A 24,229-nucleotide genomic window follows, 5' to 3' on the forward strand; every position below is an offset into this window, starting at 1 on the left:
CACCCGCCGGCTTCCGGTCCTGTGAGCGCCGGGGCCCGGCAGGGAGGCACCTCGACCGCGCAGGACGACCAGGCGGCCGACCCGCGCCGCTGGAAGGCGCTGATCGTCTGCCTGGTGGCGGGTTTCATGACGCTGCTGGACGTCAGCATCGTCAACGTCGCCCTGCCCGCCATCCGCACCGGCCTCGAAGCCCCGCAGAGCGACCTGCAGTGGGTGGTCTCCGGCTACGCGCTCACCTTCGGGCTGATCCTGGTGCCCGCCGGGCGGTTCGGCGACATGTACGGCCGGCGCAACGCCTTCGCCTTCGGCGTCGCCCTGTTCACCCTGGCCAGCGCCGCCGCGGGCATCGCGCAGAACTCGACCTGGCTGGTCGTCGCCCGCCTCATCCAGGGACTCGCGGGCGGGCTGATCAATCCGCAGGTCAGCGGGCTCATCCAGCAGCTCTTCCGGGGCGCCGAGCGTGGCAAGGCGTTCGGGCTGCTGGGCGCCACCATCGGCATCTCGACGGCGATCGGCCCGATGCTCGGCGGGGTGATCATCCGTCTCGGCGGCGAGCAGGACGGCTGGCGCTACGTCTTCGACGTCAACGTGCCGATCGGCGTCCTCGCCATCGTCCTGGCCTACCGCTACATCCCCAAACCGGCGGAGAAGCGGCCGCGCAAGAGCATGGACCCGGTCGGCGTGCTGCTGCTGGGCATCGGCGTGGTGCTGATCCTGCTGCCGCTGGTGGAGGGCCAGGAGTGGCAGGGCGCGGTGAAGTGGGTGCTGCCGGCCGCCGGGATCGCGGTGATCGGCGCCTTCGTGGCCTGGGAGCGCCGGTACGCCCGGCGCGGTGAGCCGGTCGTCGACCTGGCGCTGTTCCGCAGGCGCTCCTACGGCCTCGGCTCCCTGATCGCGGCGCTCTACTTCGCGGGCTTCACCGCGATCTTCTTCATCCTGACCATCTACCTCCAGGAGGGCCTGCACTACTCGCCGCTGGCGGCGGGCCTGGCGAGCACGCCGTTCGCGGCGGGGTCGGCCGCGGCCTCGGTGTTCGGCGGCCGGATCGTCACCCGGATCGGCCGCCCGCTGGTGGCGGTGGGCCTGACGCTGGTCGGGGTCGGCCTCGTCGCCGTGGAGATCGCCGTACGGCTGGTGCCCGGCCAGCACGTGGCCTGGGCGATCGCGGTGCCGCTGCTGGTCGCCGGCGTGGGCAGCGGCCTGGTGATCTCCCCCAACCAGACGCTCACCCTGTCGGAGGTGCCGGTGGCCCACGCCGGGAGCGCGGGCGGCGTGCTGCAGACCGGGCAGCGCATCGGCACCGCCGTCGGCATCGCCGTGGTCGGCTCGGCCTTCTTCACCCAGGTGGCCTCCTCCCACGGCGACTACGCCACGGCGTTCCGGCACGCGCTGTACGTCACCATCGGGTTCGTGGCGGTGACGCTGGCGGTGGCCCTCTCCGACGTCGCCGCCGACCGCCGCGCTCCCAAGCAGCGGCCCTCCCCCTGACCTCACGGCGAGGCACGAAGGAGGATCCGACGAGCCGGCTTCCACGGCCGATGCCGGGCGATCGAGACGTGGCGCCGGCCCACGTGGAAAAGGCCGCTCTCCAGAGATTGGAGAGCGGCCTTTTCCCGCGGTTCAGGCGAGGTCGAAGCGGTCGAGTTCCATCACCTTGGTCCAGGCCGCGACGAAGTCGGTCACGAACCTCTCCCGGGCGTCCTGGGAGGCGTAGACCTCCGCGAGGGCTCGTAGCTGGGAATTGGAGCCGAAGACGAGGTCGACCGCGGTGGCGGTCCACTTCACCGCATCGGTGGTCACATCACGGATCTCGTACACGTTCTCCTCGGACTCCGAGACCTTCCACCGGGTGCCCGGAGAGAGCAGGTTGGTGAAGAAGTCGTTGGTGAGCACGCCGGGCCGGTCAGTGAGAACTCCGTGCCGGGTGCCCCCGAAGTTGTTCCCGAGGGAGCGCAGGCCGCCGATGAGGACGGTCATCTCCGGCGGAGTGAGGTTGAGCATGTAAGCACGGTCGACCAGGAGCACCTCCGGAGGGGTCTTCTCGCCGGAACGCACGTAGTTGCGGAACCCGTCGGCGCGCGGTTCGAGGACGCGGAAGGACTCGACGTCGGTCTGCTCCTGGGCGGCGTCGGTGCGGCCTGGGCGGAACGGCACCGTCACCGGTACGCCCGCCTCACGGGCGGCCTTCTCGACGGCGGCCGAGCCGGCCAGCACGATCAGGTCGGCGAGCGAGATCTTCGCGCCGCCGCCCTGGTTGAATTCACGCTGGATGCCCTCAAGGCGGTCCAGGACCGTCGCGAGCTGCTGGGGCTGATTGACCTCCCAGCTCCGCTGCGGCTCCAGACGGATCCTGGCGCCGTTGGCGCCGCCACGCTTGTCGGTGGCGCGGAAGCTGGCGGCGGAGGCCCAGGCGGTGGAGACCAGCTGGGCGGTGGTGAGGCCGGACTCCAGGATCTTCGCCTTCAGCGAGGCGATGTCGCCGTCACCGACGAGTTCGTGGTCGACGGCCGGAACGGGGTCCTGCCACAGCTGGGGCTCGGGGACCCAGGGGCCGAGGAAGCGGCTGACCGGGCCCATGTCACGGTGCAGCAGCTTGTACCAGGCCTTGGCGAAGGCCTGGGCGAACTCGTCGGGGTTCTCCAGGAAGCGGCGGGAGATCTTCTGGTACTCCGGGTCGACGCGCAGCGACAGGTCGGTGGTGAGCATCGTCGGCCTGTGCTTCTTCGCCGGGTCGAACGGGTCCGGGATGATCTCCTCGGCGTCCTTCGCGACCCACTGCTTCGCGCCGCCGGGGCTCGTGGTGAGTTCCCACTCGTGACCGAAGAGGATCTCGAAGAAACGGTTGCTCCACTGCGTCGGCCGGTCGGTCCACGTCACCTCGAGACCACTCGTGATCGTGTCGGCGCCCTTGCCGGTGCCGTACGTGCTCAGCCAGCCGAGCCCTTGCGCCTCCAGCGACGCGGCCTCGGGCTCCGGACCCACGTGGTCGTCCGCGATGCCCGCACCATGGGTCTTGCCGAAGGTGTGGCCACCGGCGATGAGGGCGACCGTCTCCTCGTCGTTCATCGCCATCCGTGCGAAGGTCTCACGGATGAAATGTGCCGCCGCGACCGGGTCCGCGTTGCCGCGAGGGCCCTCCGGGTTGACGTAGATGAGCCCCATCTCGGTCGCGCCGACGTCGGGTGTCATCGTCTTGTCGTCGGTGTAGCGTTCGTCGCCGAGCCAGGTGTCCTCAGGACCCCAGAAGATCTCCTCAGGCTCCCAGATGTCCTCGCGGCCGAAACCGAAGCCGAAGGTCTTGAACCCCATCGACTCCAGGGCGACGTTGCCGGCCAGGACGAGCAGGTCGGCCCAGGAGATCTGCTGACCGTACTTCTGCTTGACCGGCCACAACAGGCGGCGGGCCTTGTCGAGGTTGGCGTTGTCCGGCCAGCTGTTGAGCGGGGCGAACCGCTGGGAGCCGTCACCCGCCCCGCCGCGACCGTCATGGATACGGTAGGTGCCCGCCGCGTGCCAGCTCATCCGGATCATCAGGCCGCCGTAGTGGCCGAAGTCGGCCGGCCACCAGTCCTGCGAGGTGGTGAGCACCTCGGCGATGTCGTGTTTGAGGGCTTCGACGTCGAGCTTCCCGAACTCCCTGGCGTAGGAGAAGTCCGATCCCAGCGGGTTGCTCTTGGACGAGTGCGCGCGCAGCATCGACAGGTCGAGCTGGTTCGGCCACCAGTCCCGGCTCGTGCGCGGACGACCTCCCGTCTTCGGAGCCGGCGAGTCGATCGCCGGGTTCTCGCTCTCACTGCCGTGCGCGGTCACGGAGTCGTGCGCGACCGGGCAGCCGCCCTGCGTGCCGTCGTTCTCGGTCATGGGAATCCTTCCGGATCAGCTGGCGGTGGAACAGGCGGGGCACTCGCCCCAGTAAATGACCTCGGCCTCGACGATCGAGAAGCCATGGTCGTCGGATGCTGTCAGGCAGGGCGCCTCTCCGACCGCGCAGTCGACGTCGGCGACGACACCGCACGATCGGCAGACGATGTGGTGGTGGTTGTCGCCGACCCGCCCCTCGTACAGGGCCGGGCTGCCTGGCGGTTCGATGCGGCGGGTGAGCCCTGCGGCGGTGAGCGCGTGCAGGGCTTCGTACACGGCTTGAAGTGAGATGTGGCCGACCCGCGCACGCACTCCTGAGGCGATCGCCTCGACATCGAGGTGATCGCCGTCACGGACCGTCTCGAGTAGCGCGACACGAGCGGCCGTCACCCGCAGGCCGACGCCACGCAGCTCCTCGGCGGTGGTCAGGGGCTGGGATGAGGTCATGGTCTCAACCTACCCCGGCACACACGAACTATTCAAGTTTACGAGTAGTACAGGTCTGTTGTGCGGCCGTGACATCCTCGCCCGGATCCGCCGGTACCGTCGGCAAGGCCGCCGCCTTCGCCCTCCCCGTCACCTCGGGCACCCGCCTGGCCTTTCCGCCCCCCGCCAATGAGCGAGGACGAACTCGTCGGCGAACCGGGCCTGAACCGGTAGACGTCACCGGCCGGTCAGCCCCCGGGCGGTCCCTGCCGGGTCACGGCGTGGGAGTCGTGGGCGTGTGGTGCCCGATCCAGCGGGCCAGGGTGGCGAGGTAGCGGGACGCCAGGAGACCCTCGCCGTCCGTCTGGACGCGGTGGTCGGCTCCGGGGAACACCTCCACGGTCAGCCGCGCCCGGGGATGACGGTCCGGGCAGCACGCCGCGGCGCCGAACAGGCGGACGCTCTCGGCTACGGGGACCAGCTCGTCGGCGCCACCGAAGATCGCCAGATGCGGGCAGCGCAGGCGCTCCACGTCCGGGACGGGGTCGTGGTCCTGCTTCCGCCTGAGGAACTCCCAGAGGCGCTCGTCCACCTCGGCCCAGTAGGAGGCGAACGCGGGTGACGGCCCGGCCGCGTCGACGAGTCCCGCCGCCGCGGCGAAGTCCGCACCGTCCCGGCCCTCCTCGATGAGGCGGTCGTACAGGGCCAGGGTCCGGCCGGTGTCCCTCGCGTCCGCTCCCACCCTCCGCAGGACGCCGGTCAGGGCGTGGCGCTCCTGGACCGCCGGGGTGGTGGCGGGGCAGCTGTTGGTGATCACCCAGGGCAGGTCGTCCCGGACGGCGGCGGCGCGCAGGACGACCCAGCCGCCCTCGCTGTGACCGAACAATCCCACCGCGCCGGCGCGTACGCCGGGCGTCGCGCGCAGGAAGTCCAGCGCGGCGGCCGCGTCCGCGGCCAGGTCCCCGATGGTCGCGTCACGCCAGTCACCGGACGATCCACCGACGCCGCGTTTGTCGTAGGACAGCACCGCGACGCCGGCGTCGGCGAGGTGCCGCCGGATCGGGGGGAAGTAGACGTCGTTGTCCCGGTCCGACGGCCCGGACCCGCCGACCATGACCACGCCCGCCGCCTCCCCGCCCCGGTCGGGGACCGTCAGCGATCCGGCCAGCGTCACCTCCCCGTTCGGGAAGGTGACGTCATACGGGCGCGGACCGGTCGGCATGAGACCAGCCTATTGATCAGAGCCCGCTTCCGCGCCGGCTCCGCCCGGCGACGGCCGGGCCCGCGGCCTGGATCCGCTTGATCGTCGCGAGCCAGGCCGGCGCGCCATCGTCGTGGTATCTCGTCTGGATCCGGTCCGGCTCGACGGCGACGACGTCCCATCCACCGCCGGGCTCGAACACCGCCTCCAGTTCCTCCCGCCTGACGGGATGCGGGCCGGCGCCGGGGCCGGCGCCGAAGCACAGCACGTACAGGGTGCCGCCGGACTCGGTCACCGACGCCAGGCTCGCCACGTACCCGGGTCGCTCGGCGGCGTCGAAGGTGTGGAACAGCCCACAGTCCAGCACCGTGTCGAACCTGCGTCCCAGGCGCTCCAGCCGGAAGGCGTCGGCTGTGGCGAACTCGGCGTCGATCCCGCGGTCCGCCGCCCTCTCCCGGGCGATCGCCAGTGCCGTCTCCGCCACGTCGACGCCCAGGACCGGCAGTCCCAGCGCGGCGACGTGCAGGGCGTTCTCGCCGGTCCCGCAGCCCGCGTCGAGCACCGTTCCGGTGAATCCGCCCTCGGCCGCCAGGCGCACCACGGCCGGCTGCGGCCGTTCGATGTCCCAGGGCGCGGGACCATCATGGTACGACGTGTCCCAGGGCTGTCCGGTCATCCGTTCGTGGCTGGTCGGGCTGCGGTCACCGAACGGTTCGCCGGTGACGGTCTCTGATGGCGTCTCTGATGGCTCGGACACCTTCGTCCCCTTCCCTCGGCCGGCTCCACCGGCTCGCTGCCGGTTCCACCGGTTCTTCAGGGCGATCCCAGCGGAAGGATCGGGGACCCGCAAGGGTTCGCGGCCGCACACCCGCCGGGGCCCGGCGTCACGGTCCGGGTATCCCCCGGACCGGCGGCCGTACCGGCGGACCGGGGGACGCGGGAGCTCGGGACGCCGGCCGCGGCGGGCGGTCAGGAGGAGAAGGGACGTCCGTCGAAGGTACCGGAGAGCGGGGGGCGTTCCTCCGCCACGAACACCGGCCACGAAAGGGTGATCTCGTGCGGCGTGCCGTCATCCCCGGTGACGGTCAGCCGCGCGACGGCCTCGCCGCCTCCGTCCGGGTCCTCCGGGAGGGTGACGCGGCCGCTGACCGCGAGGTTCCCGACGAACCTGACGTCCTCCAGGGAGATGGCCCTCGCCGCGTCGTCGAAGGCGAGGCGTCCGCCGCGCAGTCCCGGCTCGGTCTTCAGCAGGGAGTGGAGCAGGGAGTACGGGTTGCGGCGGGCGCTCGCGTCCTGGACCGTGGCGAAGGCCGCTCCGGCGACCCTCCGGTCCCGGGCGGAGAGGCCCGGGGCGCGGATCGGCGTCGCCTCCTTCACCGTCTCCGGGAACTCCCCGGTCGCACGGTAGTTCTCGGCCGTGCACCGCGCCGCGGGGAGCGGGCGGGACGGGTCGTCCAGGAAGGACCGCATGAGCGAGCGGACGCACTCGTTGACCGGCCGGCTTCCCCAGGCGAGGCTGTGACCGCCGAAGGGGACCCGGACGAAGACACCGCGCGGGAAGCGCCGCACCTGCTCGGCGACCTCGGCCGGGGTCTCGGTGTCGAAGTCGCCGCCCACCGCCAGGACCGGCACCGCAGGGTACGCGGCGTCCGGCGGCACCGGCGGGCTGGGCCGAGGGGTCGGCCAGTTCACGCAGAGGTCCAGGGGCGAGGTCCCGCCCAGTTCGGCGACGGTGAACGGCCGAAGCGGGCGCTTCTCGCGGTAGTGGCGGTCGAGCTGCTCACGGCGCTCGGCCGGGGAGGCGTCCCGGTCGAAGGGAAGCGCGCTGTCGCCGCATCGGTAGGCCAGGTAGCCCGCCCACTGCGACCCCTTCAGCGGCGGGACGGGGCCCGCGGTGACGGCGGTGACGAGCCGGTGCAGCGGGGCCGGGTCACCCCGCAGGTAGGCGGTGGCGGCGGCCCCGGCCTCGCGGCCGAACACCGGCTGGGAGACGTTGGCCACGACGGCGGCGAGCCCGGTGGGCGGCGCCTTCGGGTCCGGGCGGGCGCGCAGGCGCTCCACGAGCCGCGTCCAGGTGCCGCCTGCCGTGCCGGGCAGCGACCGGCAGTCGCGTGAGGCCCGGCAGACGAGGTCGAGGAGGTCGAGGCGGGCTCGTAGCGGCCAGGACGCGTACCCGTCACGGTTCGTGGTCACCGTGCTGTCGAGGAACAGCGCGGCGGTGCTCCCGGGGTGGCGGGTCGCGTACGCCTGGGCGAACAGCGTGCCGTAGGAGGTGCCGTGGAACGTCACCTTGGGAACGCCCAGTGCCCGGCGGACCGCGTCCATGTCGTCCACCGCCTGGTCGGCGGTGAAATACCGCAGGCGGGGGCCCAGCCGTTCGGCGCACCCGGCGATGGTCTCGGGGACGCCCAGGTCGAGGTCGGGGCAGAGCAGCGGGCTGGACTTCCCCAGCCCGCGGGGCTCGACCACCAGCAGGTTGCGCCGGTCGAGCACGGGGCCGAGCACCTCCGTGAGGGCCGGCACGTCGGGCAGCGCGGCGGCGGGACCGCCGGGGTTGGCGAGGACGGTACCGCTCGCGCCCGCGCGGGGCAGCCAGGCGAACGCCACCGTGATCCGTTCGGAGGACGGGTCGTTCCAGTCGAGGGGTACCGAGATCTCACCGTCGCAGCGCGCCGTCGCCCTGGCGCACCCGTGCAGAGGTTCCGCCGTGGCCGTGGGGGTGCCGGTCGTCACGGTCGCGGGGACACCAGGCAGGTGGGTCGACGTGAGGGCCGCGGCGATCACCAGATTCCTGATCTCCATCCGTCCAACGTAACTCCGGCATCCCCTTTGCGCGCCCGCCTCCGGTCCTCCGCCCGGCGCCTGTATGGTGCACCCGGCGGACGACCGCCGTGGCGTGGTCTCGGGACTGACCGCGTGGTGTGGACCGTTCGGCCACGGCAGGCTGGCCGCCGGGCGGGCCGTCCTGATCCACGGTGCCGCGGATCGGGATCCGGCGGTCCGATGAGAAGGTGGACCCATGTTTCCGGAGACTCCCGCCGCCGCGGCGGCCCTGTCGGTGGCCACCCGCTTCTGCTCGCCCGCGCTGCTCAATCACTCCGTCCGCTCCTACCTGTGGGGGGCGATGTACGGCGCGGCGCACGGGATCGCCTTCGACGACGAGCTCTACTACGTTTCGGCGCTTCTCCACGACATCGGACTGACCGAGGCCTTCGACAGCCACAGGTTGCCGTTCGAGGAGGCGGGAGGGCAGCTGGCCTGGGTCTTCGGTGTGGCGGCCGGCTGGCCGGTGGAGCGGGCCGGCAGGGCCGCCGAGATCATCGTCCTGCACATGCGCGACGACGTGTCCCCGTCGGCCGACCCCGAGTCCCACCTGCTCCAGGTCGCCACGAGCTGGGACGTGTCCGGGCGGCGGCCGGAGGAGTTCTCCGCGGACGCCAGGGCGGAGACGCTCGCCCGCCATCCCCGGCTGGGATTCGGCGCGGAGTTCCTGGCGTGCTTCGAGGACCAGGCGAGGCGCAAGCCGGACAGTGCCGCCGCCGAGTCGGTCAGGAACGACGTAGCGGGGCGGATCGCCGCCAATCCGCTCGAAGGCCACCCATCCGCCTGAGTCCTCCGGTTCGGCACGGTCCGCGCGCCAGGGCGACGGCACGCCGGGACCGCGGGCGATCCCTTTGGTCCCGGCTCCGCGCGGGCCGTCACAGCGTTGCACCATCTCGCGTCAGTGACTCCGAGTCACTTCACTGTTACCTTGCGTGGCGAACGGCCGTGGACGCGGCCCGACAGCACCGGAGCTGCCATGCGACGCACCATCACCACCAAGATCGGCATCCTCGCGGCGATCGCGATGCTCGCCCTCGCCCAGCCCGCCGCGGCGGAGCAGGCCGACACCGTGAGCCCGCGCGCCGACGATGGCGACGCCTACTTCGAGTTCGACTACCCGCCGACCCCTGACAAGTTCATTTTCAAGCTCAGCGACCCCGCCAAGATCAAGGAGGCCCGGGACATCCTGAGCGGCGCGCAGCGGGACCGCACCCACGTCATGGGCAGGATAGTCAAGCGTCCCTCGCCCTACAACCCCGGCTGGGACTTCAATCTCGACCCGGCCTCGACCGCGTTCTTCGAGGTCGCCATCGAGGTGTGCGACTCCTCGATCCAATACCTCGAGGACCACCTCGACGAGGCGGGCGGCGCGTTCCTGCCCGGCGGCTACTGGTGCCCGTGGAGATCACGACTGCTGAGAGAGGTTCACATGCCCACGGGCTGATCTCCCGGAAGGCCCCGGCGCGATGGCGTCCGGGCGCCGCCCCGTGCCCGCCCGGTCCTCCCGCCGGGCGGGCACGGCCGTCCACACCGTCGACGCCGGACCGGTTACACCGTCGATGCCGGGCCGGAACGACCGTCTCATCACCGGCGCCGGACCGGCACGGCCGTCTCCGCGCCGTTCCGGTCACGCGGCGGGCTTCGCGCGTGATAATCCCGACATGACCGGCATGATCGGATACTCCCGGAGGTCACTGCTCCGCCTCGGCGGGACCGTCGCGGCCGGGGCGCTGGTCCTGCCCCCGGCCGAACACCCGTGGACCGAACGCCGGACCGAGCGCCGGGCCGGAACCCGGGACGACGCGCGGCCGGGAGATCCGGGCCCGGAAGACGACCCCTTCGCCGCACTGCGCCGCGCCTGGCGGGATGTCACGGCGGGGTCGGGGTTCGACGCGGAGGCCGAGCCGTACCGCAGCCGGCTGGCTGAGCTGGGCGCGGCGGCGGCGCGGCACCGGGACTCCATGCGCCCCGGCGCGTCGTCGCTCTGGCCCGGCCTGCCGTTCCCCTCCTTCACCGCCACCCCGGCCCGGCTGCGAGCCATGGCCCGCGCGTACGCGCTGCCCGGGACCGGCCTGACCGGAGACGCGGGCCTCGCCGGGGCCGTCGCCGACGGCGTGGACCACTACCGGCGGCGGGTGTACGCGGCGGGCGCCGAGGCGACCGGCAACTGGTGGCACTGGCGGATCGGCGTCCCGCGGGCGCTCCTCGACGCGGCGCTGCTCACAGACCCCCACCTGGGGCGGCAGCGGGCCGCGGCGCTGCTCGCGGCGGTGGACCACTTCGCGCCCGAGTCCGTCCTGGACGACTACGACGGGACGAGCACCGGGGCGAACCGGGTCGACCTGTGCACGGTGCGGCTGCTGCGCGCCGTCCTCGCCGCCGACCCGGGCGGGGCCGCGCGGGCCGTCGCGGCGCTGTCGCCGGTCTTCCCCCACGTCACCGAGGGCGACGGGTTCCACCGCGACGGCTCGTTCATCCAGCACACCTGGGTCCCCTACCAGGGCACCTACGGGGCGTCGCTGCTGTCGGGGCTCGCGGCCCTGTTCGCGGTGCTGCGCGGTTCACCGTGGGAGGTCACCGACCCGGCCCGGCAGGTCGTCCTCGACGCGGTGGAGAGGTCGTTCGCGCCGTTCGTCCACGACGGCCTCTGCATGGACCTCGTCAGCGGGCGCGCCGTCGGCCGCGGGCCGTACGGTGACCACGCCCGGGGGCGCGCGATCGCCGCGGCGATCCTGCTGCTGGGCGAGACGGCCTCCCCCGCCGAACGGGCCCGCTGGCGGAGCCTGGTCAAGGGATGGGCGCTGCGTGACACCGTCCGGCCCATGCGGGGGGCGGCCGAACGCGAGGACCTGGGGTTCCATGCCCGGCTCGCCGCGCTCCTCGACGACGACGGGGTCCTCGCCGCCGCCGAGCCCGCCGGGCACCGGCTGTTCCCGGCGAGCGCCCGCGCCGTCCACCGGGGCCGCGGCTGGTGCGCGGGGCTCAGCATGGCCTCGGACCGGATCGGCCGCTACGAGCACGGCAACGGCGAGAACCTCCGCGGCTGGCACACCGGCTCCGGGATGCTCCACTGGTGGGCCGAGGGCCACGGCGACCAGTACTCCGACTCCTTCTGGGAGACCGTGGACCCCTACCGCCTGCCCGGCACGACGGTCTCCACCCGGCGGCTCGCCGACGGCGCGGGCGCGGCGTGGGGCGAGGTCCGCCCGCCGGTCCGCTGGGCGGGCGGCGCGACCGACGGCCGGTACGCGGCGGTCGGCCAGCACCTGACCGGCCTGGAGAGCACGCTGGAGGCGTTCAAGTCGTGGTTCTTCCTCGATGACGCCGTGGTCTGCCTGGGCGCCGGGATCGGCTGCTCGGACGGCGTTCCGGTGGAGACCGTCGTGGACAACCGCCGGACCGCCGCGCGTCTCACGGTGGACCGTACGGCGGGCTGGGCGCACCTCGAGGGGCACGGCGGCTACGTGCTGCCCTGCGCCCGGCTGCGCACGCTCCGTGAGGAGCGCACGGCCGGCCCGGGGCGGCCGCCGGCCGGACACGCGGCGACCCCCGCGGACGGAGGGCCCTCGGCGGCGGCCGTCCCGGGACGGCCGGCCGCCGGACACGCGGCCGGAGGCGCCGCAGCCGGAGGCGCGGTGACCAGGAGTTACGTGACGCTCTGGCTGGACCACGGCGTCGATCCCGTCTCGGCCGGCTACCTCTACCTGCTGATGCCGGGGGCGAGCCGGGCCGTGACGCGGGCCCGCGCCGCCGATCCCGGCTGGGTGCGCGTGCTCGCCAACGACCGCCGCCGGCAGGGCGTCCACGTGCCGTCGCTGGGCCTCACCGCCGTCAACTTCTGGAACGGCGGGACCGCGGGGCCGCTGACCGCCTCGGCCCCGTGCGCGGTGCTGGTCAGGGAGCGCGGCGACGGCACGGCCACGCTGACCGTCGCGGATCCCCGGCGCGACCTGGAGGAGCTGACCGTGACCTGGGAACGGCCGGTGGCGGCGGTACCGGTCGGTCACCCGCTGCTGACCGCCGCGGCGACCGGGCGGAGGCTCGTCCTCACCTGGGGCCGGCTGGCCGGCCGGGAGGGCGCCTCGCACACGGTCACCGTACGGCTCGGCTGACGTCCTCACCGCGGCGGGGACGCCCGGGGCGGCCCCGGGCGCCGCGGGAGGTCAGCGGCGGGTGAACACCATGGTCCAGTTGGTCAGCCAGGTCTTCTCCCCGTCCACGGAGAACGCCTGCTCCCAGCGGGCGGAGTCCCCGGTGATGTCCGACCAGATGAAACGCGCCCGGATGGGCGTGCCCTCGTAGGTGTCGTCGCCGTAGAACTCGCCCCGGCCGCCGGAGAAGCGGCCGACGACCGGGGGGAAGAGCGTGCCGGTGCGCTTGCTCGCCCAGTACAGCGACCACTGCCCGGTCTCCTGGTCGTACAGCCGCAGGGTCAGCCCGGCGGAGCCCTGCTCCGGGAACTCGATCTCGTCGAAGTTCGCCCCGCCGCCGAAGTGCCGGGAGGCGTGGCTGACCGCCGGGAACTCCTCCCACTCGCTCGCCGCGTCGAGGAAGTCCGTACGCCGCCGGTTGGCGACGTCCCAGGTGCCGATGAAGAAGTCGAAGTCGTTCACGAACGGTCTCCTGTGGTGTCTTCGGGAAGGGGGCGTCGAGGTCTCCGCCCCGGTACCGCTGGACCATAGGGCCGCTCCCCTGACATCTTGTGGCAGTGAAGTCGAGCCGCCTTCTTTCGATCATCCTGCTGCTCCAGACTCGGGGCCGGATGACCGCCGCCCAGCTCGCCGGGGAGCTGGAGGTGTCGGTGCGCACCGTCTACCGCGACGTGGAGGCGCTGCACGCGGCGGGCGTGCCGCTCTACGGGGACGCCGGGCACTCGGGCGGATACCGGCTGCTGGCCGGCTACCGCACCCGCCTCACCGGGCTCAACGCCGCCGAGGCGGAGGCGCTGTTCCTGGCGGGCGTCCCCGGGCCCGCCGCCCAGCTCGGGCTCGGACAGGACCTCGCGGCCGCACAGCTCAAGCTGCGCGCGGCCCTGCCACCGGAGCTGCGCGGGCAGGCCGACCGGATGCGGGCCCGCTTCCACCTCGACGCACCCGGCTGGTACGCCGACGACGACGATCTCCGGTTCCTGCCACGGGTCGCGGACGCGGTGTGGCAGGGCCGGATGCTGGAGGTCCGCTACCGCCGCTGGAAGGAGCCGACCGACGTCGAGCGGCGGCTGGCGCCGTACGGCCTGGTGCTCAAGGCGGGCCGCTGGTACGTCGTCGCGGCGGCGGACCCCGGCGCGGAGCCGCGCACCTACCGGGTGGACCAGATCCTGGAGCTGACCGTGCTGGAGGAGGAGTGCTCGCCGCCCGAGGGCTTCGATCTGGCCGCCCACTGGCGGCGCCACCAGGAGGACTTCCACGCCCGCCTGCACCGGGGAGCGGCGGTCGTCCGCCTCTCCCCGCGCGGCGCGGCGGGCCTCGACGGCGCCGCGGCCCGTGCGCTGGCCGCCACCGGGGCCGCCGAGCCGGGCGGCTGGATCCGCGCGACGCTGCCCATCGAGTCGCTCGACCACGCCCACCGGACGTTCCTCGCGCTCGGCGTGGACGCCGAGGTCCTGGCGCCGCCCGAGCTGCGCGCCCGCCTCGCCGGGACGTCCCGCGCTCTCGCCGCCCGCTACGCGGGTTCCTGAGCGGACGGCCCGCCGGACGGGTCAGGCTCGCGAGTCGCCCAGCGCCCGGAACGTGACGACCGCGCGACACAGCCGGTCGGGTCAGGCGCGTGAGTCGCTCAGCACGCGGGTTCCTGAGCGGACGGCCCGCCGGACGGGTCAGGCGCGCGAGTCGCTCAGCACCCGGAACGTGATGCCCGCCCGGCGCAGCCGGTCGATCAGCGCGTCGCCCATCGCCGCGGCCGGGGTGAGCTGGCCCGCCGCCTCGGGCAGGTCGTCGAAGGCCAGGCACAGGGCCGACTCGGCGAGCATCTTGGCGGTCTCGTCGTAGCCGGGGTCGCCGCCCGCGACCTCGGTGACGACGCGCTCGCCGCCGCCCCGGCCGAGGAAGGTGACCTTGAACCAGCCCTTGGCCCGCTGCTCGGGGGTGGGGCCGTCGCCCGCGGCGATCCGGCCCGCCAGCCAGGAGCGGGCCGGGGGCACCTGGGCGAGCGCGGCGAGGGCCCCGGCGCCCGCGGCGAGGCCGAGCGCGGTGGGCAGCCGCCGGACGGCGACGTGGTGGCGGTAGGTGAAGTCGGGGCCGTAGCGTTCCAGCGCGCGGGCCGAGCGGGCGATGATCTGCGGGTCGAGCGTGGGCAGCGGCAGCGCCCAGCCGCCGACGTTGCGGAGCGTCCCGGCGCGGCCCCGGGCGCGGCGGTCCGCTGGGCGTTCCTCGATCCGGCGGCGGGCCAGCGCGGTCTCGGCCGTACGGCGGGCGCGGGAGAGCACCAGGAGCGCGGAGGCGAGGGTGCCGCCGGACGGCCGGCCGCCGGCCCGGACGAACCCGTCCACCTCGATCGGTACACCCTCAGGGAGCCGCCCGACGGTGAAGTAGGCGCCCAGGTCGTGCGGGATGGAGTCGAACCCGCAGGCGTGCACGAGCTTCGCGCCGGTCCGCCGCGCCCGGTCGTGGTGACGGAGGTACATCAGATCGACGAACTCCGGTTCGCCGGTGATGTCGGCGTAGTGGGTGCCCGCCTCGGCGCAGGCGGCCACCAGGCGCTCGCCGTACAGGGTGAACGGGCCGACCGTGGTGGCGACGACCCTGGTCCGGCGGGCGACGGCGGCGAGCGAGACGGGGTCGGTGGCGTCGGCGTGCAGCAGCGGCAGTCCGGGCAGGCCGACGCGCTCGGCGAGCGCTTCGAGCTTGGCGCGGTCGCGGCCGGCGACGGCCCAGCGGACGCCGGGACCGGCGTGGCGGGCGAGGTATTCGGCGGTGAGGCCACCGGTGAAGCCGGTGGCGCCGAGGAGCACGATGTCGTACGGGCGGTCTTCGGGCATGGGATGAGACTCCCCTGTCCGGGGACTCCCATGCGACTTCCGGCCACCCCGTCCCCGTTCCCGTTCCCGCACGACCCCCGCCGCCCCGTCCCACGATCCACCCTCGTGCCCGTACGGCCTCGCCGCCCCGTCCCACGTCCCGCCCACACTCCCGTACGGCCCTCCGGAGGCTCCCCGCCGGGCCACGCGCTCCCGTCTCCCCGCCCTTTTCCGGCGTGTCCCTCCCGGGCGGGCCCGCAGGTTAGGCCAGGGAACGCCTCAGCCGATAGGTTCGTTGCGAAAATCAGACATTTTCCTGAACGAGCGAAGGGTTGGGAACGGTGGAGGTCGAGCAGACGGCGCTGCCCGGAATCGGTTTGCGGCACGAGTTCACCACGCGGTCGGGACGCCGGGTCGGGGTCGTCTCCCACCGGACGGGACGCCGTGACCTGGTCATATACGACAAACACGACCCCGACCGGGCATGCGAGACCGTGAAGCTCAACGACGAGGAGGCCGACGCGCTGTGCGAGCTGCTCGGCGCCCCGCGCATCGTCCAGCGTCTCAACGCCCTGCACCGTGAGGTCGAGGGCCTGGTCAGCCTCCAGCTCCCCGTCCTGGCCGGCACGCCGTACGTCGGGCGGCCCATGGGGGACGCACGGGTCCGCACCCGCACCGGCGCCTCCGTCGTGGCCGTGGTCCGCGGGGGCCAGGTCTTCGCCAGCCCCGGGCCCGAGTTCGGACTCGCCGCCGACGACGTGATCGTCGTGGTGGGCAGCCCCGAGAGCACCTCCGCCGTCGCCGACATCCTCACCAACGGATAGGCCACCGGGTGCACGACATCGCGATCCTTTTCCTCGAACTGGGCGCCGTCCTCCTCGGACTCGGCATCCTCGGCGCGCTGGCCATGCGCGTCGGCATCTCTCCCATCCCGCTCTACCTCCTCGCCGGACTGGCGTTCGGCCAGGGCGGCATCCTGCCCCTGGCCACCAGCGAGGAGTTCATCTCGGTCGGCGCCGAACTCGGCGTCATCCTGCTGCTGCTCACCCTCGGCCTGGAGTACAACGCCGACGAGCTCCTGACGAGCCTCAAGGGCAACGCCCCGGCCGGCCTCGTCGACCTGGTGCTCAACGCCGCGCCGGGCGCGATCTGCGCGCTGCTGCTGGGCTGGGGCCCGGTCGCGGCGCTCGCCATGGCCGGCGTGACCTACGCCACCTCCTCCGGCATCACCGCCAAGGTCCTGTCGGACCTGGGGTGGATCGGTAACCGCGAGACCCCGGTGGTGCTGTCGCTGCTGGTCTTCGAGGACCTCACCATGGCGATCTACCTGCCGGTCCTCACCGCGATGCTGGCCGGGCTGACCCTCGCCGCCGGCGCGGTGACCGTGGCGATCGCCCTGGGCACGGTCAGCGTCGTCCTGCTGGTGGCGCTGCGCTTCGGCCGGTTCATCGAGTCCTTCGTCTCCAGCCCCAACTCCGAGGTGCTGATGCTGAAGGTCGTCGGGCTGGCGCTGCTGGTCGCCGGGGTGGCGCAGCAGCTCCAGGTGTCGGCCGCGGTCGGCGCCTTCCTGGTCGGCATCGCGCTGTCCGGGGAGCTGGCCCACGACGCCCAGGCGTTGCTGAGCCCGCTGCGCGACCTGTTCGCCGCGGTGTTCTTCGTCTTCTTCGGGTTGCAGACCGACCCGACCAAGATGGGCCCGGTCGCGGGGCTGGCGGCGCTGCTCGCGCTGGTCAGCATGATCACCAAGTTGCTCACCGGCTTCTACGCCGCGCGGCGGGCGGGGATCGCCCGGGCGGGCCGGGCGCGGGCGGGCATCGCGCTCATCCCGCGCGGCGAGTTCAACATCGTGATCGCGGGTCTCGCGGTCTCGGCGGGGGTCCATCCGGACCTCGGCCCGCTGGCCGCGGCCTACGTGCTCATCCTCGCGGCGTTCGGCCCGCTGGCGGCCCGGCTGGTCCAGCCGCTCATCACCGCCATCGCCAACCGGGCCTGAAGGCCCGGCGGCACCTGTGTACGGCCCGGCGCACCACGCGCCGGGCCGTACGCGCGCGCGGCCCCGGTGGTTCCAACGGGTCACGCCGTTCGCCGCGTTCCGGTTGCCGGGACGTCGTCCTTCCAGGAACCTGGTGTGCACCCCCTGTAACGCATTGATTCCAGACGGCGGCCACCATGTCGGAAGATCAGCGTCCCCACGCCGGCGGTACCCATGCCGCCCGGCCGGCGACCGGCCGGGCGGCCGGGGAACCGCCGGAGGAACCCGCCGGGGAACCGGTGGGGGAACCCGCGGAGACGTCGGCGGAGGCCCCGCCCCCGCTGCTCACCCGGATCCTCCGCAGTCCGCTGGCATGGCTGGGCGGCGTGCTGAGCGCTGTGGCGGCCGCCGTCCTCGGGCCCTGGGCGCAGGGCGGCGGACAGGACCTCCTGGAGAACGTTCTCGGGCGGCCCCCTCTCGCCGTGCCGGTCGTCGAGGAGCACGCGCCCGGACCGGGCCCCGTGGCGTTCCGCTCCCGGCCGTCGTCGGCCGCCGACCGCGCCGTGCTGCTCACCGCCCCGTCGGACGAGGAGTTCGCCGAGCTGTCGCGCCGCCACGACGGCGGGGCGGTCGAGCGCCTGGACGTCACCATCACCGTCGAGAGCCGGCGCAGCGACCTGAGGATCGTCGACATCCGCCCCCGGGTACGGCGCAGCACCGCGATCCTCACCGGCGCGTACTTCCTGCCGGACACGTCGGGCGAAGCGCCCGTCATCTCGCTGAACGCCGACTTCGACAGGCCCCCCGTGCTCCTTCTCTCCGGCGAGAAGGGGAAGAAGCCCTACTTCACTGGCAAGCAGATCGACCTGAAGCGCGGCGAGCGCGAGACGCTGGTCATCTCATTCCTGTCCCACCGCGCGGCCGTCGAGTTCGACCTCCAGGTCCTCGTCGTCACCGGCGGGCGGCGGATGACGCAGACGATCGGCGGCACCGACGGCGGGCTGTTCCGCGTCACCGGGGCGGCCCGTGACCACCACGCCTACCGGGCCGTCTACGCCGAGGAGGGGCGGACCTGGCACAGAGCCGGCGGGAAGACGCTGTGCGCCGCCTTCCCCGCGTCGCGGGGGTGCCGGCGGTGATCCGGCGGCTCGCCGCGACCGCGGTCCTCCTGCTGTCCGTACTGGTCACCGCCGGCGACCTCCCGCCCGTCCCCCTCCCGCCTCCGGGAGTGTTCACACCGGTCTGGGAGACGTCCGCGGACGAGCCCGGCAACCGCTACGACGGTGCCCGGCCGTTCGCCGTCACCGGCGACCTCATCCTCTCCGTGACGGGACCCCCCGGGGACGTCCTCCTCCGCGACCTGCGGACCGGCCGTCCTCGCGCCGTGCTCCGCGGACCCGCCGGGCACCGGCTCGAAGGGGCGTGGCCCGCCGGGGACGTCGTGGTCGTGCACCGCAGCACGCGGGACGGGGCCGTCCACCGGCTCACCGGCTACGGGACGGGCTCCGGGCGCGAGCTGTGGGAGGCCGACGTGCCGGCCGCGCTGTACGGCGGGCCCGGCCAGGTACCCGCGGACCTGCGGGTGGACGCGACGCCCGGCGGCGTCACGCTGGTGAGCGCCGGGAGCGGTGCGGCGGCCGGCATCAGCCCGCGCGACGGGAGCACCGCCTGGCGCGTCTCCCTTCCCCGTGGCGACGCGTGCGCGGGGACCACGGGGGCGGGTCCGATCCTCCTCGTGGCGGTCGTCCGCTGCGGGCACGGCCCGGCCACGCTGTGGGCGATGGACCCGGCGACCGGGACGACGCGGTGGCGCGACACCCTCCCGCTCCGGCCGGACGGGACCGGCGATGACCCGCAGGAGGAGGGGGCCGGCGAGCCGGACGCGGTGGAGGTGGGCCGGGACGGGACGGCGCTGGTCTCGGCGGACGGCCGCCACCGGCTCTACGCCCCCGGCGGGCGGAGGATCGACGTGGACGGCCACGGCCCGGCCTACGGCCTCGCCGTCGCCGGCGACGTGGCCGCCTACACCGTCCGGTCACCCGGCGGTTCGCCGCCGGTCACCGTCGCCGTGGAACGCGACGGTGACGTGCGGTGGCGGCGGGAGCTGCCGGGATACGAGATGCACGACCTCGGGGAGCGGAGCCGTCCAGGCCTGGCGGTCCTCCAGGACGACGCCGGGAAGGAGGGAGGCCGGCCGGGCCCCGCCTTCCTCGTGGTCGCCGACGTCGGCCGCGGTGACGCCGCGTGGCGTCCGCTCCCGACGGCCGCCTCCGCCTCGACACTCCTCGGCGCCGCCGCCGGGCTCGTCCTCGTCGGGCACGTCGACGGCCGCGGAGGCGACGCGGACGGCCGGATCACCGCCTACCGGCTCTCCCGCCCGCGAGGCGCCGGGCCCGCCGCGCTCGCCGGGACCGAACCCTCCGCCTGGCCTGACGCGTGCGGGCTGCTCAGCGTGGACGACCTCCGTATCCTGGGCCCAGGCTACAGTTCCCACCCCCGCCACCGGCGGGTCGGCGGGACGGGTCTCCCCCGCCCCACCGGCTGCGACTACGTCCCGCCCACCGATGACGGCCCCGCCGTGGCGGTGACCGTCGCGTGGGTCGCGCCCTCCCCCGACGCCGCCCGGCTCCTCGTGTCCACCGCCCTGGCGCACATGCGGCGGGAGATGTCGCCCGTCGAACCGCGCGGCGAGGGGGTCTGGCTGGTCGACGGTCCGGGGATGGCCCCCGTCCCCGACTCCGCCCTGGTCGGCGTGGGCGGAGTCGTCGTCCATCTGAGCGTGTTCGGCGACCCCGGCGGAGCCCGGAAGGTCGCCGGCGTCGTGGCGCGCAACCTGCGCCGCGCCCACCGGTGAGACACGGAGGAGACGCCGCCGTACGGCCCGGCGCGTCGTCCCGTCCCGCGTCCCCGGGCCGCCGGGCCCACCGGGACCCGCTGATCTGGTAGGCATTTGCGCATGATCCGTTCCCTGGCGCTCCTCACCGCGGCCCTCCCTCTCCTGGCGTCCGTCGCCCCCGCCTCCGCCGCGGGCCCCGCCGTACCGCGCGTCCCGGCCGGGGTGGCCGCCGGCTACGCGGTCTTCGACCGGCAGACCGGCAGGCTCACCGCCCACCGCGACGTGCACCGGAGGTTCCGGTCGGCGTCCGTGGTGAAGATCATGATCGCCATCGACTACCTGGAGTCGCACCGGAAGATCCCCGACCGGGACCTCGCCCTGCTGAAGGTGATGCTGCGGGTCAGCGACGACGACGCGGCGTCGGCGTTCTGGGACCGCGGCGGCAAAGGGAAGATCGTCGAGCGGATCGCGCGGCGGCTGGGACTGACCGACACCGCGCCGCCGCCCGCCGACAGGCCGGGGTTCTGGGGCTACACCTCGCTGAGCGCGCTGGACATGGTGCGCGTCTACCGCTACCTGCTCGACCGGGCCGAACCGCGCGTCTCCGAGCTGATCCTCGGCCACCTGCGCCGGGCCGGGCAGTGCGGCTCCGACGGCTTCGACCAGTACTTCGGCATCCCCCGGGGGGTCGCCCGGCCGTGGGCGGTCAAGCAGGGCTGGTCGGGGTACGGCCTCAGGCCGCCGGTCAGGTGCCGGCCGTCGTCCCCGTCGTCCCCGGGGACCCCGGGGTCCCTGTCGCTTCCGGTCTCCTCGGCCGCGGCCCCGGGCCCGGCGGCCTCCGGGCGTACGGCCGGCGCCCCCGCCCCGGCCGGTCCCCTCTCCGGCGTCCCGGTGCCGGCCGCCCCGGCCGACGCCGCCGCCCCGGCCGCCCCCGGGTCAGCGCCCAGGGTCGTGCCCGACTACGGCCGGCCCGTCCTGCACACCACCGGCCTCGTCGGCCCGAAGGACCGCTGGATCATGGTCCTGCTCACCGCCTACCCCGCCGGGACGTCCTGGCAGCGCTCGACGTCCCAGATCACCCGTCTCGCCCGGGAGGTCCACCGCAGCGGGACCGCCTGAGCCTCTCCGGGAGCGCGTCCGGGGTGTACGCGCGGCGGCGCGACCGTGGACCTTCGGCCACCCCGACGTGGACCCAGGTCGCTGGGGAGCGGGTCCGCACGGTGCATAGGCTGTGGGGCCGTGGACGACCGTACGGAGAACCAGCCGCCCCTGACCCGGCGGGACTCCGCGCTGCGCTACCTGTGCGCCGCGGTGCCGATGCTGTTCCACGGCACCGTCCTGGCCGTGGTCGTCTCCCGGGAGCACGACCGGCTCGGGTTCGCGCTGACCGAGGCGGGACTCGGCCTGGCCGGGCTGGTCCTGCTGCGGTGGCGGCGCCGCCTGCCGTGGCAGACCGCGCTGGCGACGGCCCTGCTGACGACGTTCTCCACCGTCGCGACCGGCCCGGCCTACGTCGCCTACGTGTCGCTGTGCACGCACCGCCGGTGGCGCCGGATCGCCCCGGTCGCGGCCGTCCTCTGGCTGTGCACGGCGTTCTACGCCTTCATGAACGGCGTCGGCCAGGCGACGGTCGTCTCCCTGGTGACCGGCACCGCCGTCCTCGGCGGGCTGACCCTCCTCGGCCTGTACCTGCGGGGGCTGCGCGACCTGGCCGCCTCGCGGCGGGAGGCGGCGCTGGCCGCCGGGCGCGAGCAGGCGCAGCGGATCGAGCAGACCAGGCTCGCCGAACGCGCCAGGATCGCCCACGAGATGCACGACGTCCTGGCGCACCGGCTCTCCCTGCTGGCGATGCTGGCGGGCGGCCTGGCGTACCGGAAGGACCTCACCGCCGGGGAGACCCGCGAGGTCGCGCTGGCGATCCAGGAGAACGCCCACCAGTCGCTGAACGAGTTGCGCGCCGTACTCGGCGTCCTCCGGTCCGAGGGCGCCTCCGCCGGCCCGGAGACGCCGGAGGCGCCGCAGCCGGGACTGGACCGGCTGGGCGACCTGTTCGAGGAGGTGCGGGCGGCGGGCCAGTGGGTCGAGGTGACCGACGCCGTCGAGGGCCGTGAGTCGCTGCCGGCGCAGACCGGCCGGCACGCCTACCGGATCGTGCAGGAGGCCCTGACCAACGCCCGCAAGCACGCGCCGGGCAGCCGGGTGCGGGCCGAGATCGGCGGGCGTCCCGGCGACGGCCTGCGGATCCGGGTGAGCAATCCGGCGGTTCCGGGGTCGCCCGCCGGTCCCGGCGGGCGGCTGGGGCTGGTGGGCCTGGCCGAACGGACCCGGATGGCCGGCGGCACCCTCAGCCACTCCCTGCGGGACGGGTGCTTCGTCCTGGACGCCGGACTGCCGTGGGAGGCTTGACGGGTGATTCGGCTGGTGATCGTGGACGACGACCCGATGGTGCGGACCGGGCTGCGCCTCATCCTGGGCGGCGAGCCCGACCTGGAGATCGCGGGCGAGGCCGGGGACGGCCGGCACGCCATGGAGGTGATCCGCGACCTGCGGCCCGACGTGGTGCTGATGGACATCCGGATGCCCGTCCAGGACGGGCTGGCCACCACCGAGCTGCTGCTGAGGCGGCCGGACGCGCCCCGGATCCTCGTGCTCACCACCTTCGACGCCGACGACCTGGTCCTGCGGGCCCTGCGGCTCGGCGCGGCCGGGTTCCTGCTCAAGGACACGCCGCCGCCGAAGATGGTCGAGGCGGTCCGCGCCGCGGCGAGGGGCGAGCCGGTGCTGTCGCCGAGCGTCGCGCGGCAGGTGATCGCCGCGGCCACCGGCGGTCCCGAGCCGCGGGGCCCGGAGGCGCGGCGGGAGCTGGACAGGCTCACCGAGCGCGAGCGCGAGGTCGCGGTCGAGGTGGCCCGGGGCAGCTCGAACGCCGAGATCGCCGAACGCCTGCACATGAGCGTCGCGACCGTGAAGGCGAACGTCACCCGGATCTTCGCCAAGCTGGGGACCGACAACCGGGTCCACGTCGCCATGAAGGTGCGCGACGCCGGCCTTCTTTGACTCTGACCGCCTGCCGGAGCCGCGTCGTCCCGGCTGCGTCCGTCCCGGCCGCGTCCTCCCTACCGGTTCGGGGGCCCTCCACGCCCATCCGCGCACGCCCACGCCTTCCCGCGTCGTCCGCGCCGAGTCTCCCGGGGACCGCGTCGTTCCGCGCCGCCTGTCCGCCTGGAACCGGTGCCCCGGAGGAATTCGTCAGCATATGCTGACAAGCGGGCTGTGTCAGCATATGCTGACAGCATGACGACGGTAACCGAACTGGCCGAGGCCACCACCGGCGAGGACCCGGTGACGGCGCTGGCCGCCGTGGCGGCCCTGCGGCGGCTCCTGGAGGAGCTGGAGGCCGCGCACGTCACCGAGGCCCGCGCCCGGAACGTGTCGTGGGAGACCATCGCTGCGGCACTCGGCGTGAAACGGCAGACGGCGCACCGCAAGCACGCGCACCGGATCATCGACGGCGGGAGACGCTGATGTTCGAGAGGTTCGCCCCCGAGGCCCGGAGGACCGTGGTCCGGGCCGGCCTGCTGTCGCTCGACGCCGGCCGCACCGTCCTGGACGACGACATGCTGCTGCTCGCCCTGGCCGAGGCGTGGCCGGTGGACGGCTTCGAGGTGTCCCCGGACGCCGTCCGCGCGCTGCTGCCCGCGGGCCCGCCGGATCGCCCGGGTGACCGCGACCTGCTGGCCGGTCTGGGCGTCGACCTGGACGAGATCCGCCGCAGGCTCCCGTCCCGCCGCGCCGACCCGGCCGCGTGGCGGCTGCGCCGCCCCCGGACGCGCCCGCTGCGCGTGACGCTCTCCGGCCCGGCCGGCGACCTCCGGCTCACCGTCGCGGCCCGCAAGGCCGTCGAGGTCGCCCTGTACCACGCCGCCCGCCGTACCCGGGGCGGGGTCGTGGACGAGGACCTGGTGAGGGGCCTGCTGGCCGACGGCTCCAACGCCTCGGTGGCGATCCTGCGCCGTCTCGGCGCCGACCTCCCCGCCCTCGCCGGACGGCTGTGGCCCCTCCGCGCGTCCGCCTGACCGCCGTACCCGGGACATGGGACCGGCCGGTCCGCCACCGTGACGGCGCCGAGCGGAGTGCGGGGGTCGGCCGGTCCGG

The 24,229-nt window shown here is 74.2% G+C and carries 21 protein-coding genes; 14 read left to right on the top strand and 7 right to left on the bottom strand.

Features of this window, described 5'->3' with window-relative positions:
• Positions 1–21: 21 nt before the first annotated feature.
• On the top strand, positions 22–1,488 hold the full coding sequence (locus tag ACFYSC_RS20400; RefSeq protein WP_389963699.1) for an MFS transporter: 1,467 nt from the start codon (positions 22–24) through the stop codon (positions 1,486–1,488).
• Positions 1,489–1,620: 132 nt separating this feature from the next.
• On the opposite strand, the gene katG is transcribed toward ACFYSC_RS20400, so the two are convergent.
• The 5 genes from katG to ACFYSC_RS20425 form a co-directional block, all read right to left on the bottom strand.
• Positions 1,621–3,861: a catalase/peroxidase HPI gene (katG, locus tag ACFYSC_RS20405; RefSeq protein WP_389963703.1), complete on the bottom strand. Its 2,241-nt coding sequence runs from the start codon at positions 3,859–3,861 to the stop codon at positions 1,621–1,623.
• A gap of 15 nt (positions 3,862–3,876) precedes the next feature.
• The gene (locus ACFYSC_RS20410; protein ID WP_389963705.1) at positions 3,877–4,308 is read right to left on the bottom strand and encodes a Fur family transcriptional regulator; all 432 of its coding nucleotides are present in this window, start codon (positions 4,306–4,308) and stop codon (positions 3,877–3,879) included.
• Between the two features lie 253 nt (positions 4,309–4,561).
• Positions 4,562–5,509, bottom strand: coding sequence for an alpha/beta hydrolase family protein (locus ACFYSC_RS20415; protein ID WP_389963708.1), 948 nt, complete (start codon positions 5,507–5,509; stop codon positions 4,562–4,564).
• Between the two features lie 16 nt (positions 5,510–5,525).
• The gene (locus tag ACFYSC_RS20420; protein WP_389963711.1) at positions 5,526–6,245 is read right to left on the bottom strand and encodes a class I SAM-dependent methyltransferase; all 720 of its coding nucleotides are present in this window, start codon (positions 6,243–6,245) and stop codon (positions 5,526–5,528) included.
• Positions 6,246–6,457: 212 nt separating this feature from the next.
• Positions 6,458–8,290 carry an alpha/beta fold hydrolase gene (locus tag ACFYSC_RS20425; protein ID WP_389963714.1) on the bottom strand — a complete coding sequence of 611 codons (1,833 nt, stop codon included), beginning with the start codon at positions 8,288–8,290 and terminating at the stop codon, positions 6,458–6,460.
• A gap of 217 nt (positions 8,291–8,507) precedes the next feature.
• Here ACFYSC_RS20425 and ACFYSC_RS20430 point away from each other — a divergent pair, with 217 nt between their 5' ends.
• From ACFYSC_RS20430 to ACFYSC_RS20440, 3 genes are all read left to right on the top strand, one after another.
• Positions 8,508–9,098 carry an HD domain-containing protein gene (locus tag ACFYSC_RS20430; protein WP_389963716.1) on the top strand — a complete coding sequence of 197 codons (591 nt, stop codon included), beginning with the start codon at positions 8,508–8,510 and terminating at the stop codon, positions 9,096–9,098.
• A gap of 189 nt (positions 9,099–9,287) precedes the next feature.
• Positions 9,288–9,755 (top strand): calmodulin-binding protein, encoded by a 468-nt coding sequence (locus ACFYSC_RS20435; protein WP_389963718.1) that lies wholly within the window; start codon positions 9,288–9,290, stop codon positions 9,753–9,755.
• A gap of 217 nt (positions 9,756–9,972) precedes the next feature.
• A complete protein-coding gene (locus ACFYSC_RS20440; protein ID WP_389963720.1) occupies positions 9,973–12,423 on the top strand; it encodes a polysaccharide lyase 8 family protein in 2,451 nt (816 codons plus the stop codon).
• 51 nt (positions 12,424–12,474) lie between these two features.
• On the opposite strand, the gene ACFYSC_RS20445 is transcribed toward ACFYSC_RS20440, so the two are convergent.
• A complete protein-coding gene (locus tag ACFYSC_RS20445; protein ID WP_389963723.1) occupies positions 12,475–12,924 on the bottom strand; it encodes a hypothetical protein in 450 nt (149 codons plus the stop codon).
• A 95-nt stretch (positions 12,925–13,019) separates the two neighbouring features.
• Between ACFYSC_RS20445 and ACFYSC_RS20450 the strand changes: the two genes are divergently transcribed.
• Positions 13,020–13,988, top strand: a complete 969-nt coding sequence (locus ACFYSC_RS20450; RefSeq protein WP_389963726.1) for a helix-turn-helix transcriptional regulator — start codon at positions 13,020–13,022, stop codon at positions 13,986–13,988.
• 138 nt (positions 13,989–14,126) lie between these two features.
• On the opposite strand, the gene ACFYSC_RS20455 is transcribed toward ACFYSC_RS20450, so the two are convergent.
• The gene (locus ACFYSC_RS20455; RefSeq protein ID WP_389963729.1) at positions 14,127–15,287 is read right to left on the bottom strand and encodes a saccharopine dehydrogenase family protein; all 1,161 of its coding nucleotides are present in this window, start codon (positions 15,285–15,287) and stop codon (positions 14,127–14,129) included.
• Between the two features lie 320 nt (positions 15,288–15,607).
• Here ACFYSC_RS20455 and ACFYSC_RS20460 point away from each other — a divergent pair, with 320 nt between their 5' ends.
• From ACFYSC_RS20460 to ACFYSC_RS20500, 9 genes are all read left to right on the top strand, one after another.
• Positions 15,608–16,090 carry a cation:proton antiporter regulatory subunit gene (locus ACFYSC_RS20460; RefSeq protein WP_362944594.1) on the top strand — a complete coding sequence of 161 codons (483 nt, stop codon included), beginning with the start codon at positions 15,608–15,610 and terminating at the stop codon, positions 16,088–16,090.
• Positions 16,091–16,098: 8 nt separating this feature from the next.
• Entirely contained in the window at positions 16,099–17,259 is a 1,161-nt protein-coding gene (locus tag ACFYSC_RS20465; protein ID WP_389963732.1) for a cation:proton antiporter, read from the top strand.
• A 278-nt stretch (positions 17,260–17,537) separates the two neighbouring features.
• Positions 17,538–18,377 carry a hypothetical protein gene (locus tag ACFYSC_RS20470; protein ID WP_389963735.1) on the top strand — a complete coding sequence of 280 codons (840 nt, stop codon included), beginning with the start codon at positions 17,538–17,540 and terminating at the stop codon, positions 18,375–18,377.
• The gene (locus tag ACFYSC_RS20475; RefSeq protein WP_389963738.1) at positions 18,338–20,092 is read left to right on the top strand and encodes a PQQ-binding-like beta-propeller repeat protein; all 1,755 of its coding nucleotides are present in this window, start codon (positions 18,338–18,340) and stop codon (positions 20,090–20,092) included. Before ACFYSC_RS20470 ends, ACFYSC_RS20475 begins: the two co-directional genes overlap by 40 nt.
• Positions 20,093–20,194: 102 nt before the next feature.
• Positions 20,195–21,193 carry a hypothetical protein gene (locus ACFYSC_RS20480; protein WP_389963741.1) on the top strand — a complete coding sequence of 333 codons (999 nt, stop codon included), beginning with the start codon at positions 20,195–20,197 and terminating at the stop codon, positions 21,191–21,193.
• A gap of 120 nt (positions 21,194–21,313) precedes the next feature.
• On the top strand, positions 21,314–22,480 hold the full coding sequence (locus ACFYSC_RS20485; RefSeq protein ID WP_389963744.1) for a sensor histidine kinase: 1,167 nt from the start codon (positions 21,314–21,316) through the stop codon (positions 22,478–22,480).
• Between the two features lie 3 nt (positions 22,481–22,483).
• Positions 22,484–23,131, top strand: coding sequence for a response regulator (locus ACFYSC_RS20490; RefSeq protein WP_389963747.1), 648 nt, complete (start codon positions 22,484–22,486; stop codon positions 23,129–23,131).
• A gap of 237 nt (positions 23,132–23,368) precedes the next feature.
• Positions 23,369–23,599 (top strand): helix-turn-helix domain-containing protein, encoded by a 231-nt coding sequence (locus ACFYSC_RS20495; protein ID WP_362946139.1) that lies wholly within the window; start codon positions 23,369–23,371, stop codon positions 23,597–23,599.
• Entirely contained in the window at positions 23,599–24,150 is a 552-nt protein-coding gene (locus ACFYSC_RS20500) for a hypothetical protein (RefSeq protein WP_389963750.1), read from the top strand. Before ACFYSC_RS20495 ends, ACFYSC_RS20500 begins: the two co-directional genes overlap by 1 nt.
• The last annotated feature ends 79 nt before the right edge of the window (positions 24,151–24,229 follow it).

The organism is Streptosporangium sp. NPDC004379, assembly GCF_042873875.1.
GTDB lineage: Bacteria > Actinomycetota > Actinomycetes > Streptosporangiales > Streptosporangiaceae > Streptosporangium.